This is a genomic window from Pseudothioglobus sp. nBUS_23, from assembly GCF_051201565.1.
Lineage (GTDB): Bacteria > Pseudomonadota > Gammaproteobacteria > PS1 > Pseudothioglobaceae > Pseudothioglobus.
This window is the reverse complement of record NZ_CP179200.1, coordinates 1,420,591-1,434,196: the sequence shown is the minus strand read 5'-3', so window position 1 is coordinate 1,434,196 and position 13,606 is coordinate 1,420,591. Positions and strand designations below refer to the sequence as shown.

Here is a 13,606-nt window from a genome sequence, read left to right as displayed (position 1 = left end):
GATATGAAGAAAAAATTAAAGAAATTAGTTAATGACTTTAGTCTCGGTGAGCTTCGAACAGGACTCAAGGTGACCAGTAAAGAGTTTGTGAATAAAAAAATCACCGTTCAATTTCCTGAAGAGAGGACCCCGATTTCACCCCGATTTAGAGGTCTTCATGCACTTCGTCGCTATCCAAATGGTGAAGAGCGCTGCATAGCTTGTAAGCTTTGTGAGGCCGTCTGTCCGGCAAATGCAATAACCATTGACTCCGAGATGAGGGAGGATGGAACTCGCAGAACAACGCAATATGATATCGATTTATTCAAGTGCATCTTTTGTGGTTTTTGTGAAGAAGCTTGCCCAGTTGATGCGATTGTAGAGACGCACATTTTTGATTATGCTTTTGAATCAAGAGAAGGTAGCATTATTGATAAAAAGGCCTTGCTAGAGATTGGCGATAAAAACGAGAGTGCAATCAGTAAAGCTAAAGAAGAAGATTCGAAGTATAGGTAAGGAAGGCTATGGAATTTACATCAATTTTATTTTATGTTTTCTCGCTCTTTTTTGTAGGCAGCTCGTTAGTAATGATTACTTCAAGAAATACCGCAAAAGCAGCTCTATGGCTTATTCTAACTTTCTTTAGCGCTGCAAGCCTATGGCTGCTTCTTGAGGCCGAGTTTTTAGCCATTACACTCATACTAATTTATGTCGGCGCTGTGATGGTTCTGTTTATGTTTGTAATCAAGATGCTTGATACTGAGGCATCAACACTTAGAGCACAATTTACTCGCTACCTGCCTTTAGGGATTTTTGTGTCTTTAGTTGTTATCGTGCAAATGGCTCTAGTTCTTAACGCGGGTCCATTTGACCTAGAGACAGTAGGCTTGCCAGAGCAGCATGGACCTTCATACAGTAATATTACTGCAATCGCTCAGCAGCTCTACACAGTCTATGTTTATCCATTTGAGTTGGCAGCTGTTCTGTTGCTTATTGCCATTATCGCAGCAATTACTTTAGTTCACAGAACTCAAGTCAATAGCAAAAAACAGAACATCTCTGAACAAATCAATGTTCAAGCCAAGGACAGGATGAGATTTGCTTCAATTAACAAAGATTCAACTAAGGAGAACAAATGATCGCTTTATCAGACTATTTGATTCTTAGCTCTATCGTCTTTTGTATTGGTTTAGCTGGTATTTTTATAAACAGAACCAACATCATAATGATTTTGATGTGTGTCGAGTTAATTTTGGCAGCCGTTAATACCAACTTTATTGCTTTCTCATTCTACAGCTCTGATCTAGCTGGACAAATCTTTGTATTCTTTATCTTGACTGTTGCCGCCGCAGAGGTCGCTATTGGTCTTGCGATTTTGACTTTGATGTATAGAAATCGAGGCTCAATTGATATTGATGTAACTAACACTTTGAAGGGATAGTGATGCTTAATATCTATTTAACAATTGTTCTAGCACCCCTTATTGGTTCGGTCCTCGTAGGGCTTGCAGGCAACAGATTGGGTAGGAAGCTATCCCACTCCATCACAATTTTAGGGGTTGCTGTATCCACAGTCCTGTCGCTTTATGTCTTCAACCACCATGTTTTAAATAATGGGGATGTCTTCAATCAAAATATCTATACCTGGATGCAGATAGGTGGACTCAATATCAGTGTTGGGTTTTTGGTAGATAATCTGACCTCAATCATGCTCGTTGTTGTCTCTTTTGTCTCACTAATGGTGCATATCTATACGATAGGCTACATGCATGAAGACAAGGGCTACACTAAGTTTTTTAGCTATATATCTTTGTTTACATTCGCCATGTTCACACTGGTCATCTCAAATAACTTTATGCAGTTATTTTTTGGCTGGGAAGCTGTCGGACTGGTGTCCTATCTCTTGATTGGGTTTTGGCACCACAAAGAATCGGCTATCGAAGCCAATCTAAAAGCTTTCCTTGTTAACCGCGTGGGAGACTTCGGCTTCCTTTTAGGTATCGCATTTGTTCTTATGTTTTTTGGTACGCTGGATTATGCCGAAGCGTTCAGCCAAAAAGATCAAATTATTGGGCAAACATTATTTGGTGGTTTTTCTGCAATTACCGTTGTTTGTCTGCTCTTGTTTGTTGGAGCAATGGGAAAGTCAGCTCAAGTTCCACTGCATGTCTGGCTTCCAGGCTCAATGGAAGGTCCAACTCCAATATCAGCTTTAATTCATGCTGCAACCATGGTGACTGCTGGAATATTTATGGTCTCGAGAATGTCGCCCTTATTTGAGCTAAGTGATACAGCATTAATGGTTGTCATGATTATTGGTGCAGTGACCGCTTTATTTATGGGCTTGCTAGGAATTGTCCAAAACGATATAAAAAGAGTGGTGGCCTATTCTACCCTTTCTCAGCTTGGCTATATGACTGTTGCTCTGGGCGTGAGCGCATACTCTGTTGCTATATTTCATTTGATGACTCATGCATTTTTCAAGGCTCTGCTTTTCTTAGCTGCAGGTTCAGTTATTGTAGCTCTTCATCATGAGCAGGATATTAGAAAAATGGGTGGACTCAGAAAAAAAATGCCAATCACATACATTACCTCCTTGCTTGGAACGTTGGCGCTAATTGGTTTTCCAGGATTTGCAGGCTTTTATTCGAAAGACATGATTATTGAGGCCGTTCATTATTCTGATTTGCCATATGCTGGATGGGCCTACATAGCAGTTTTAGTAGGCGTCTTTATTACTGCCTTTTATAGCTTGAGACTTCTGTTTTTAGTGTTTCATGGCGAATCCAGGGTGGATAGTCATACTGAAGAGCATCTCCATGAGACAGGCTCTTCAATCACAGTTCCACTGATCCTTCTGGCGATTCCTTCAGTGGTCATTGGATACCTGACAATTGAGCCGATGCTTTTTGGGGGCTGGCTTGAAAATGCCATTACTATTGACTCTTCACATCACGCACTTGCAGAGCTGAAGGATCATTTTTATTCTGCTTTTGCACTCCTAACGCATTCAGTAGTGACCCCACCATTCTGGATGATGGTTGGTGGCGCAGTTTCAGCATGGGTATTTTGTCTATATCGACCGGATTGGGCGGATCAGATTCAATCCAGGTTTAAGAGAACCAATTATGTGCTCAACTCACTCTATGGTTTTGACAGATTGAATGATATTGTCTTTGTTAAGGGCTCGGTTAAGCTCGGCAATCTTCTCTGGAAGATTTCAGACATGACCCTTATTGATAAAGTTATTGTGAATGGAAGTGCAAAACTTGCGCGCTACTTAGGTGTCTTAATTAGACCAGTTCAAACGGGATATGTTTACCACTATGCATTTTTCATGATTGTCAGTCTGATGCTTGTTCTAGGGTGGGTTCTCATAGCTTCAGATTATTCATTTTTTAGTTAGGTAGGGGTATGGATTCATTGCTTAGTATTTTAATTTGGCTGCCTATTCTAGGGGGTGGAGCGGTCCTTTTGATTGGAAACGAGAGAAGTTCGACGGCAAAGTGGGCTAGCGCTGTTATATCAGTATTGGTTTTTATTCTATCTATCAATCTTTTTTTAGATTTTGATACCTCAACTTCAGCAATGCAGTTTGTTGAGAAAATGAGTTGGATATCACAGTTCAATATTTTTTATCATCTTGGGGTTGATGGAATCTCAATGCCATTGATCATCCTAACGACCTTCTCGACCATACTGGTGATCATTGCAGGCTGGGAGGTTATTCAGAATAGAGTAGCCGACTATATGGCAGCATTTTTAATGATGGAAGGAATCATTATTGGCGTTTTCTCGGCGATGGACTCAATGCTGTATTACGTTTTTTGGGAGGCGTCATTAATTCCAATGCTGTTAATTATTGGAGTCTGGGGCGGTCAAAACAGAGTTTACGCAGCCATTAAATTCTTTTTGTATACCTTTCTGGGGTCAGTTTTTATGCTGGTTTCATTAATCTATATGTACAATCTTGGCGGTTCATTCGCAATCTCTGATATGCACGCTCTGCCACTGACACTGGTTCAGCAGGGCTGGATTTTCTGGGCATTCTTTCTTGCCTTTGCTGTTAAAGTTCCAATGTTTCCAGTTCATACTTGGCTACCGGATGCTCATGTTCAGGCTCCTACAGGCGGCTCAGTAATCCTAGCTGCAATCATGCTGAAGATGGGTGGTTATGGATTCTTTAGATTCTCTCTTCCAATAACGCCAGATGCATCATCATATTTTGCTTTTGTAGTCATCGTGCTTTCATTGATTGCGATTGTCTATATTGGCTTTGTTGCGCTAGTTCAAAAAGACATGAAGAAATTAATCGCGTACTCTTCAATATCACATATGGGATTTGTTACTCTGGGTGTGTTTGCTCTTTTTTCAATTATGAAGATGGATTCAAGTGGAGAACTTATATCGATAGCTGGTGCAAGTATAGAGAGTGCCTATCTTGGTCTAGAGGGGGCAATGATTCAAATGGTTTCTCATGGCTTTATATCTGCCGCAATGTTCTTGGTGGTTGGCGTGCTTTATGATCGACTGCATTCAAGAGAGATTTCGACATACGGAGGCGTCGTCAATTCAATGCCTAAATTTACAGGGTTTGCTGTCCTATTTGCGATGGCAAATGCTGGGCTTCCAGGGACATCCGGATTTGTGGGTGAATTTATGGTTATTCTTGGCGCGCTTCAAGCAAACTTTTGGTATGCATTTTTAGCTGCTATGACTTTGATAGTCGGTGCGGCTTACACGTTGTGGATGGTCAAACGTGTCTTTTGGGGTCCAGTCATCAATCCTGAAGTTAGTAAACTGAACGATATTAATGCTAGAGAGTTTGGTATTCTTGCAGTGCTTGCAGTGGCAGTTTTATGGATGGGAATCTATCCCCAGCCAGTCATTGAAGTGATGCACGTGAGTATAGCGAATCTTCTAGAGCAGGCACTTACAACTAAAATCCCGGGCATGTTATGATGAATTTTAACTTCAATGTTTCAGAGCTAATGTTTTTGATGCCTGAGCTATTTTTGTTGGCAGCAATCTCATGTATTCTTTTGTTTGATTTATATGTAAAGGAAGAGCTTAAAAAGTTTACTTACCATCTCTCTCAACTAGCCCTTTTAATAGCTGGCTTGTTGGCATTTAACTTAATTGGAGAGAGTGCAACTATATTCTCAGGAACCTTCGTGCTAGACACCTTGGGGTCTACCTTTAAAGTCTTTATAGCTGGTTTTTCAATGATTGCACTGGTTTATTCGCGGCACTATCTGAGTGTTCATGGCCTTCTAAGAAACGAGTATTTTATTCTTGCGCTGATGTCAATTTTAGGGATGCTTGTCATGGTATCTGGGCACAGCCTTCTGACTTTATATCTTGGGCTAGAGATTATGTCCTTATCCCTGTATGCGCTTATAGCAACTGCAAGAGACAGAGCTTTTGCGATAGAGGCCGCACTTAAATATTTTGTGCTAGGTGCCATAGCATCAGGCCTATTGCTCTATGGCATGTCAATGATTTATGGAATAACTGGTAACCTTGATATTGCTCAGATAGCTAGCTTTGCAAGTCTTGCTACTCTAGAGCCTCAAGAGACACTGATTCTCAATTTTGGTCTCGTTTTCCTAGTCATTGGAGTGGCATTCAAGCTTGGTGCGGTGCCTTTTCATATGTGGGTTCCAGATGTCTATCAAGGTTCACCAACCTCGGTCACTATGTTTTTATCAACGGTTCCAAAGATAGCTGCTGTAGCTCTATTAGTTCGTCTCTTGATTGATGGCTTGAGTGATTTCCAGCACTACTGGGCGGACCTATTTATGATTCTAGCTGTTCTCTCAATTGCAGTTGGCTCATTAGTTGCGCTGACGCAAGTGAATATAAAGAGAATGCTCGCGTATTCAACGATATCCCACATTGGATTTGTGCTTCTTGGATTTGTCACTGGTGTTTTAGAGGGCTATGGGTCAGCTATTTTTTATGTATTCGCTTATATACTGATGAGTTTGGCTGCCTTTGGATCGATCATTGTATTAAATCGAAGTGGCTTTGAAGCAGACCAAATTTCAGACTTTAGAGGGCTCAGTAAACATTCGCCTTGGTTTGCTTTAATCATGCTTGCTGTGATGCTCTCAATGGCTGGAGTGCCCCCATTTATTGGTTTTTATTCAAAACTATTTATTCTTCAGCAAGTGGTATCCGAGGGTTACGTCATTCTTGCTGTCATCGCGGTTATTTTTGCAGTCATCAGTGCCTACTACTATTTGCAAATTATTAAAACAATGTACTTTGATGATGCAGATAAAGACATTGTTGTTTCAGCGCCAATAGATCTAAAAGTCGTCTTATCTATCAACGGTGTACTCATTTTAATAATTGGTTTGATGCCTAGCTATTGGATGAATCTGTCTGTTTCACTGTTTTAAGTGGGCTAGGTTTTTATTACATTTTCTGTAGAATGGCTTTATGATTATTGCGCATCGCGGAGTCTCATTTACATTCCCTGAAAACTCACTGCCAGCCTTCGAGGCGTCTTGGCAGCTTGGCGTAGATGGAATCGAAGGCGACTTCCATCTAACTAAAGATGGTGAAATTGTTTGTATTCATGATGAGGATACTGAAAGAGTCTGCAAGACTAAGGCAATCATCCGTCACTCCACTCTTAAAGATTTAAAAGCATTAGAGCTGAGCTATAAAGGAGACTCTAATCTCAATCTAAAAATTCCGACAATGTCTGAGGTGTTAGAAACTGTTCCAAAAGGACAGAAAATTTTCATTGAAATCAAGTGTGGCCCTGAAATTATCTCTCCGCTATTGAGTCAGCTATCTAAATCCAAAATGAATGCTGATCAAATAGTAATTATTTCATTTAATTCTGAAGTCATAAAAACGGTAAAGGATTTAAATCCAGTTTACAAGGCATTTTTTCTCTATTCATGCGAAGATGGTCGAGATTTTGATGAGTTAATTGACGAGGCTTTAGAGATAAATGCGAATGGAATCTCAACCAACAATGAATCTTCAAAATTATTTGTCGATAAAGTGATTGATGCAGGCTTAGAGTATCACTCCTGGACGATAGATGATGCTGATGTCGCTTTACGGTTAATTGAGTGGGGGTCAATTTCAATTACCACCAACGATCCTGAATCAATAATGAGAAGGATTCAGGGTTAAATTAAATTTATTCCTTGACGGACTCTCTTTAAGAGACTTAAAATGCAGGCTCTTATCATTTTTGATTCTTAACTGACTGTGTCCAATAATCTATCGGCAAGCGTTGTCACGGCAATATTAGCAGCATTCTTTTTCTCTCTTGCTGCTACTGTAGTCCCTTACTTTTATGGAGTCGGAGGAACTGTATTCCTTCTTCTCTCTGTTCGTTATGTCAGCACCTTTATTTTTGCAAGCATCCTAAATAAGTCTCCCAAGAAATCTAAAAGTAGATCAGCTCATACTAGACTCATCTTAATAAGTCTTTTCCAGGCCCTCTTTATTTCTTCTTACATGTACTCAATTAAGTTGATACCGTTGAGTCTTGCTGTAGTGGTGATTTATACGTTTCCTATCATTACTTTTTTTGTAAATTCGTTAATCAAAAGTCGATCCATCGATCTTTTATCTGTTGCGGCGCTCCTGGTTTCTCTCTTTGGAATTTGGGTTCTGGTTCAGGGTGATTCAAGTGATTGGAATTTATGGGGTGTTTTTTGGGGGCTTGTGGCCTCATGTGCTCAGGTCACAGTCAACATTCTATCGAGGCATGAAAGTGTTGAATCGGGATGGGGACTTGTGAAATACATTACTGTTTTGCCAGCACTAATATTTGTGTCTGTCTATTTTATTGTGACTTCAGATCCAATTTCTTCAGTATCCTCAGAGATGCTCATGTGGAGTATTCTTTCGGCAATGGGTATGAGTGGGGGATTCTATTTTTTCTTTAAATCAATCTCTCTCATTGGACCTGTTAGAACATCAAACGTAATGTATTTAGAGCCAGTATTTACCATACTGTTAGGTGTTATGCTTCTCCAGGATGCTCTTGGAATGAGTCAGTGGGTTGGTATGTTTATCATCTTTATTGCAACCATTTCACTAGAGCGCTGGGGTAAAAAGTATAATTAAAACATCTGTCGGTATTGTTTGAGGAGGAATGATTGAGTTCACCAATCTGGAAGCCAAATGAGTCGCAAATTCTAAACGCGAATGTCACAAAATTCATCAGTTTTGTGAACCAGGAGCGAGGCTTAAAGCTATCAAACTATTGGGATTTGCATCAGTTTTCTATTGACCACTCAGATAATTTTTGGCGAATGTGTGCAGATTATTGCGGCGCAGTTGGTGACTTTTCTGGGCCTGAGCGAGTGGGAGAATCGATGGTTGATACCCAGTGGTTTCCTGAAGCGAAATTAAATTTCGCTGAAACTATGTTATCGCGTCGAGATGAGAAAGACGCAATCGTCTTTCGTGGAGAGAATAAGATTGAATTACGCCTTTCTTTTTCTGATCTATATTTGCAGGTTGCTAAAGTTCAATCTCACATGAGAAGTTGTGGTGTTGGGCCAGGTGATCGAGTTGCAGCTTTTCTTCCTAATCACCCGGCAGCAATCATTGGGATGCTCGCAACAACTTCAATTGGAGCGATTTGGTCGAGCTGCTCCCCCGATTTTGGTAAGCAAGGAGTCTTGGATCGTTTTGGGCAGATCGAGCCTAAGATGATCTTCGTTGTTGATGGCTATTATTACAATGGAAAGGCACATGACACAATTGAGAGAGTTAAGTCATTTCTAGATGAATTGCCTTCGGTAGAGAAGGTCGTAATGATTGAATATATTCAAACATACACGGGAGATATAGAAAACTGCTCAACTCTTTTAGAGATAACATCAAATCTTCCCGATAAGGAAGTTGAGTTTAAACAAGTCCCTTTTGATCACCCTCTTTACATCCTCTACTCCTCTGGGACAACTGGAGCGCCAAAGTGCATCGTTCATGGCCATGGAGGTACACTTTTACAGCATCTAAAAGAGCAACAGCTTCATGCAGATATTCGTAAAGATGATCGCGTATTTTATTTCACGACCTGTTCATGGATGATGTGGAACTGGTTGGTTTCAGCTTTAGCGAGTAAGGCTACGGTAATGCTTTATGATGGATCACCTTTTTATCCAGGAGCAAAAGCACTTTGGGACTTTGCAGAGGCTGAAAAATTTACATTATTTGGAACTTCAGCAAAATATATTGAGGCACTCCAAAAAGTAGGCTTCTCTCCTAAGTCTGGACGCAATCTTGAAGCGCTGCGAGGTATGGCCTCGACGGGGTCTCCGCTTTCTGCAGAAGGTTATGATTTTGTGTATTCTGAGATTAAAGATGATCTTCATCTCGCATCCATTTCTGGAGGCACAGATATTGTCTCATGCTTTGTTTTGGGCGTTCCGACGCTCCCGGTCTATCGAGGTGAAATACAAGCGCCAGGGCTTGGCATGGATGTGCAAGTTTGGAATGATGAAGGCGAATCCGTTCGTCAAGAGCGTGGTGAGCTCATTTGCGCACAATCATTTCCATCTCGTCCGGTCTTTTTTTGGAGAGATGAAGGAGGCCAGAAGTATTATTCAGCCTACTATGAGCATTTTGAAGGTGTATGGGCTCACGGAGATTTTGCGGAAATTACTAAAAATGGCGGCGTTGTGATTTATGGGCGTTCGGATGCGGTTCTAAACCCTGGAGGTGTTCGCATCGGTACTGCCGAGATTTACCGTCAAGTAGATAAAATTGAGGCGGTACTTGAGAGTATTGTGATTGGGCAGGAATGGAAAAATGATGTTCGTGTAGTACTTTTTGTGAAGATGCGAGAGGGGCAAGAGCTGACGGATAGTCTCATTCAGGAGATTAAGTTGGTTATCCGCACAGAGTGCACACCAAGACATGTTCCAGCAAAGATTTTAGAAGTGGGTGATATTCCAAGAACAAAGTCCGGAAAAATCGTAGAGATTTCGGTTCGTGATATAGTGCATGGGCTTGAAATTAAAAACAAGGAGTCGCTTGCAAACCCTGAGGCTTTAGAGTTTTTTAAAAACCGTGAAGAGCTCCTATCAATTTGAGCTAACTAAATTATTTCTCCATTATGAAAATAGTTATAGCTCCTGATTCTTTTAAAGAAACGCTCACAGCGTTTGAGGTTGCCAGTGCTATTGAGTCAGGCTTTCAAAATGTTTTTCCAGAGGCTGAAATCATTAAGATTCCAATCGCAGATGGAGGCGAAGGCACCGTTGATGCTATGGTAAGCGCTACTCATGGGAGTTTTGAGTTTTCAGAGGTCGAAGGGCCAATGGGTGATACAACAAGAGCGAAGTGGGGGATGCTTGGAAACTCAAAAACAGCTGTGATCGAGGTTGCAGAAGCATGTGGCCTACATTTAGTGTCTGAAAACAAAAGAAACCCAATGGCTGCCTCCAGTTTTGGAGTCGGACAGCTAGTCATCGCAGCGCTAGATAAAGGAGCAAAAAAAATCATTATTGGTCTTGGAGGAAGCGCTACGAATGATGGTGGATATGGATTTTTAAGGGCAATAGGTGTTCAGTTTTTGGACTCTGAAGGAAATGAATTGAATGGTCATTTTGAAACTCTAAGTTTGTTATCTGATATCAATCTCAGTCATATAGATACGCGTATAAAGAACACAGCTATCGAGATAGCCTGTGATGTAGATAACCCCCTTCTTGGAGAAAAAGGTGCTTCTAAAGTTTTTGCAGAGCAAAAGGGGGCGAGCAGTAAAATGATTGAAGAGCTAGAGTCAATTATGGCTCACTATTACAGAATCATCTCAATTCAGTTAGGCAGTCAGTTGCAGGATCAGCCTGGTTTTGGTGCTGCTGGCGGTCTAGGTTTTGGCATTTCAGCTTTCATAAATTCAGAGCTCAAGAGTGGAATTAATATTGTGCTCGAGGCGCTCAACTTTAATCAAAATTTATTGGATGCAGATCTTGTCATTACTGGAGAGGGCCGGATTGATTCTCAAAGCGAAAGAGGCAAGGCTCCAATTGGCGTTATTAATTATGCAAACCAATTGAACCGCAGAGTTTTTGTCATTGCAGGCTCAGTTGATGATCCAAAAACTTTTAATCAAAAGTTCAATGTAACTAATTCATACGGCATTGTTAATGAAAAGTTTTCAATTGAAAAGGCTTTCGAGGACCCATATGGCTCCCTTAAAGGTATTTCTCAAAAGGCCGCAGAGGATTTCAGAGAACTAGTAACCTAGCTCAGGGTTCACTAGATTGTTTAGGCCCTCGTTCGCAATGTATCTGCGCATATTCATCATCACCAAATCGAGCGTCAATGTGATATAGGTGTCACCGTCATCAGCTGAGATGTGAGGCATAACCATAAGGTTAGGCGTAGTCCACAGCTTAGAATCTGATGGCAATGGCTCAGGATCAAAAACGTCAATGATTGCCGCCTTAATGTGGCCAGAGTTCAAGTTGTCAACAAGCGCATCATAGTCCATTGTTGCCGCTCTACCAACATTAATGATTCCTACGCCAGGCTTCATTAATGATTGACGTCTTTTGTCAAGAAGGTTATAAGTCTCCTGTGTGTTTGGTGTTGACATAAATATATAGTCAGCGAGGGGAAGTACTTCATCGAGCTCATCTTGAGAGACTATTCGGTCAACATCATCAAGATTCTTTCCGTGACGACTCACACCAATCACATTCATTCCAAGTAGCTTGCACTTTTGAGCTGCCGCATAACCAATGTTTCCAACCCCAATAACAAGCAGAGTTTTTCCCATGATTGGAGAGGAGTATAAAGACTCCCAGTGATTGCTCTGTTGGTTTCTGACTATTTCAGGAATATGAGTGTGCAGCATCAAGACGCTCATCAGCCCAAACTCTCCAGCCTTCTCCGAATGAACTCCTCTATTGTTTACAACAGAGACATTTTCAGGAACCCAATCCATCGGGCATAAATGCTCAACACCAGCACCAATGATATGTATCCACTTTAAATTAGGGGCAATTTCAGATAGATTTTCAGTCGGAAAATCCCAGCATACTAAAACCTCTGCAGTTTTCATAGATTCATAAAAGTTGTCAAGATCCCAATCAAAAACGGGATCAATCTTATCTTTTAGATCTGGATAGCTCTCAATTGCAGCTTGATATCTTTCTTGGGTTATTGCAAATACACTTTCACCCTCTATGGTTGGAGGGAATGAATCAGGATCAGCATGATTACTCTTAAAGTGGACTCTAATTTTTTTATTACCCTGCATAGCTTATTGACCTACGAGCTCTCTCTTGATTGAATTTCAATTAGTTTATCAGAGACAATTTTAATTCTCTCTTCCTCAGTTTTGCTATCAACCTCAAACTGAATTTTAATGAACTCCTTGGCAAGTTTACTGAAGAAACTGTCCTCATTATCATCATTTTTTGGAATGTTAAGAACAGAATCACCTCCATAAGTTGGTATTGGCGATTCTTTTAGATCGGTCACTTTGTAGGGTTCTTTGCCATCAGCAAGGCTTCTGATTTGTTCTCTTATTCTTTGACGCATCATTGCAACTCCCTGATCACTGGCAACCAGGTTTTCGTTTTTATGGATGTTAATTGGACCCATCCCCTCGCACGCTTCTCTATCTGCAGGGAATCTTTGACGCTCCTCATAAGGTCTATCAAATATCTCTCCCTGCTCAATGAGCTCAGGCCCTTCTGGCGTATTGTATTTATGAGGATCACCACGTTCACCAAAATTTGCCCAGGCATAGCAAATCGTTCTCTCATCATCAATTGGGACTACCCACCTTGTAAAGGAACTTCGACCATAAAGCAGTTGTTTGGTTCCATCAGCAGCAAATGCCGCTCCTGCTTGAGTAAAGTTAGGGAGGATAACTTCATTAATTCTGAACCAAACATTGTCGCCAACCCTTCTAGTATTGCATCCAAGAATCCAGCTATCTCTCTCAACAAATTCAATCTGTCCAACTTCACCAAATCCCTCAGAGAACTGTTGTCGACTCATATTAGAGTGAAGAAAAGCAGTATGAATAGGGTCGACAATGGCATCGAGCACTTGAAGCCAATTACAATCAAACGGGGCTTTGTATGGAACCATTTCCATGTCATCAAAATTTAGACTATCGTACATTGGAAACTCAGGCCTCTTTTCTTTTGGACCCAAGTAGGCAAAAATAAGTCCCTTGAATTCATGCGTCGGATACGCGCCGAGCTGAACCTTCTCTTTAATGATTTCTTGAGTGTGTTCAGACTGGCCTGGAACATCTAAAATTGTTCCATCAACATCAAAGTGCCAGCCGTGATAGCAGCAACTGATTCCATGAGTTTGACAAATTCCAAACTCAAGAGAGGCTTGGCGATGTGGACACTGTTTGTGAACTAGGCCAAGTCGCTTACTTTTGTCACGAAATAAAACTAATTCCTCACCCAAGATTTTGATTGCTACAGGAAGGTCTGTAAGTTCTGATGAGATATAAATTGGGTGCCAATATCTTCTTAAATATTCTCCAGCTTTTGTACCTGGACCAATGCGTGTAATTTCATCATCGACCTCTTTAGAGTGCTTTAATTCATAACCAGAAAAGCCATTAAATTCAATCTCTATATTGTTTTTTTCATTATCCAAAT

At 40.8% G+C, this 13,606-nt stretch carries 12 protein-coding genes; 10 read left to right on the top strand and 2 right to left on the bottom strand.

The window, feature by feature from the left end; translation table 11 throughout:
- The first annotated feature begins 3 nt into the window (after positions 1–3).
- The 10 genes from nuoI to ACMAZA_RS07260 all read left to right on the top strand — a co-directional run bounded on the left by nuoI (position 4) and on the right by ACMAZA_RS07260 (position 11,217).
- Positions 4–495 carry an NADH-quinone oxidoreductase subunit NuoI gene (gene nuoI / locus ACMAZA_RS07305; RefSeq protein WP_435188301.1) on the top strand — a complete coding sequence of 164 codons (492 nt, stop codon included), beginning with the start codon at positions 4–6 and terminating at the stop codon, positions 493–495.
- An 8-nt stretch (positions 496–503) separates the two neighbouring features.
- Complete coding sequence (locus tag ACMAZA_RS07300) at positions 504–1,118, top strand: NADH-quinone oxidoreductase subunit J (protein ID WP_435188299.1); 615 nt, start codon at positions 504–506, stop codon at positions 1,116–1,118.
- The gene (nuoK, locus tag ACMAZA_RS07295; protein ID WP_435188297.1) at positions 1,115–1,420 is read left to right on the top strand and encodes an NADH-quinone oxidoreductase subunit NuoK; all 306 of its coding nucleotides are present in this window, start codon (positions 1,115–1,117) and stop codon (positions 1,418–1,420) included. Before ACMAZA_RS07300 ends, nuoK begins: the two co-directional genes overlap by 4 nt.
- Positions 1,421–1,422: 2 nt before the next feature.
- On the top strand, positions 1,423–3,384 hold the full coding sequence (gene nuoL / locus ACMAZA_RS07290) for an NADH-quinone oxidoreductase subunit L (RefSeq protein WP_435188295.1): 1,962 nt from the start codon (positions 1,423–1,425) through the stop codon (positions 3,382–3,384).
- Positions 3,385–3,392: 8 nt separating this feature from the next.
- Positions 3,393–4,940 carry an NADH-quinone oxidoreductase subunit M gene (locus tag ACMAZA_RS07285; RefSeq protein WP_435188293.1) on the top strand — a complete coding sequence of 516 codons (1,548 nt, stop codon included), beginning with the start codon at positions 3,393–3,395 and terminating at the stop codon, positions 4,938–4,940.
- Positions 4,940–6,385, top strand: coding sequence for an NADH-quinone oxidoreductase subunit NuoN (gene nuoN, locus ACMAZA_RS07280; protein WP_435190490.1), 1,446 nt, complete (start codon positions 4,940–4,942; stop codon positions 6,383–6,385). Before ACMAZA_RS07285 ends, nuoN begins: the two co-directional genes overlap by 1 nt.
- A 40-nt stretch (positions 6,386–6,425) precedes the next feature.
- Positions 6,426–7,136, top strand: coding sequence for a glycerophosphodiester phosphodiesterase (locus ACMAZA_RS07275; protein WP_435188291.1), 711 nt, complete (start codon positions 6,426–6,428; stop codon positions 7,134–7,136).
- Between the two features lie 78 nt (positions 7,137–7,214).
- Positions 7,215–8,081, top strand: a complete 867-nt coding sequence (locus tag ACMAZA_RS07270) for a DMT family transporter (RefSeq protein ID WP_435188289.1) — start codon at positions 7,215–7,217, stop codon at positions 8,079–8,081.
- A gap of 32 nt (positions 8,082–8,113) precedes the next feature.
- Entirely contained in the window at positions 8,114–10,057 is a 1,944-nt protein-coding gene (locus tag ACMAZA_RS07265; protein ID WP_435188287.1) for an acetoacetate--CoA ligase, read from the top strand.
- Between the two features lie 23 nt (positions 10,058–10,080).
- The gene (locus ACMAZA_RS07260) at positions 10,081–11,217 is read left to right on the top strand and encodes a glycerate kinase (RefSeq protein WP_435188285.1); all 1,137 of its coding nucleotides are present in this window, start codon (positions 10,081–10,083) and stop codon (positions 11,215–11,217) included.
- On the opposite strand, the gene ACMAZA_RS07255 is transcribed toward ACMAZA_RS07260, so the two are convergent.
- Both ACMAZA_RS07255 and ACMAZA_RS07250 read right to left on the bottom strand, forming a co-directional pair.
- The gene (locus ACMAZA_RS07255; RefSeq protein ID WP_435188283.1) at positions 11,206–12,234 is read right to left on the bottom strand and encodes a D-2-hydroxyacid dehydrogenase; all 1,029 of its coding nucleotides are present in this window, start codon (positions 12,232–12,234) and stop codon (positions 11,206–11,208) included. The two genes, ACMAZA_RS07260 and ACMAZA_RS07255, sit on opposite strands and share 12 nt — an antisense overlap.
- An 11-nt stretch (positions 12,235–12,245) precedes the next feature.
- Entirely contained in the window at positions 12,246–13,583 is a 1,338-nt protein-coding gene (locus ACMAZA_RS07250; RefSeq protein WP_435190488.1) for a Rieske 2Fe-2S domain-containing protein, read from the bottom strand.
- Between the last annotated feature and the right edge of the window lie 23 nt (positions 13,584–13,606).

What these genes read in the sequence shown, in the direction of transcription:
- nuoI (WP_435188301.1), top strand. Translation starts at nt 4, where the DNA reads ATGAAGAAAAAATTAAAGAAATTAGTTAATGACTTTAGTCTCGGTGAG.
- ACMAZA_RS07300 (WP_435188299.1), top strand. Translation starts at nt 504, where the DNA reads ATGGAATTTACATCAATTTTATTTTATGTTTTCTCGCTCTTTTTTGTA.
- nuoK (WP_435188297.1), top strand. Translation starts at nt 1,115, where the DNA reads ATGATCGCTTTATCAGACTATTTGATTCTTAGCTCTATCGTCTTTTGT.
- nuoL (WP_435188295.1), top strand. Translation starts at nt 1,423, where the DNA reads ATGCTTAATATCTATTTAACAATTGTTCTAGCACCCCTTATTGGTTCG.
- ACMAZA_RS07285 (WP_435188293.1), top strand. Translation starts at nt 3,393, where the DNA reads ATGGATTCATTGCTTAGTATTTTAATTTGGCTGCCTATTCTAGGGGGT.
- nuoN (WP_435190490.1), top strand. Translation starts at nt 4,940, where the DNA reads ATGAATTTTAACTTCAATGTTTCAGAGCTAATGTTTTTGATGCCTGAG.
- ACMAZA_RS07275 (WP_435188291.1), top strand. Translation starts at nt 6,426, where the DNA reads ATGATTATTGCGCATCGCGGAGTCTCATTTACATTCCCTGAAAACTCA.
- ACMAZA_RS07260 (WP_435188285.1), top strand. Translation starts at nt 10,081, where the DNA reads ATGAAAATAGTTATAGCTCCTGATTCTTTTAAAGAAACGCTCACAGCG.
- ACMAZA_RS07255 (WP_435188283.1), bottom strand. Translation starts at nt 12,234, where the DNA reads ATGCAGGGTAATAAAAAAATTAGAGTCCACTTTAAGAGTAATCATGCT.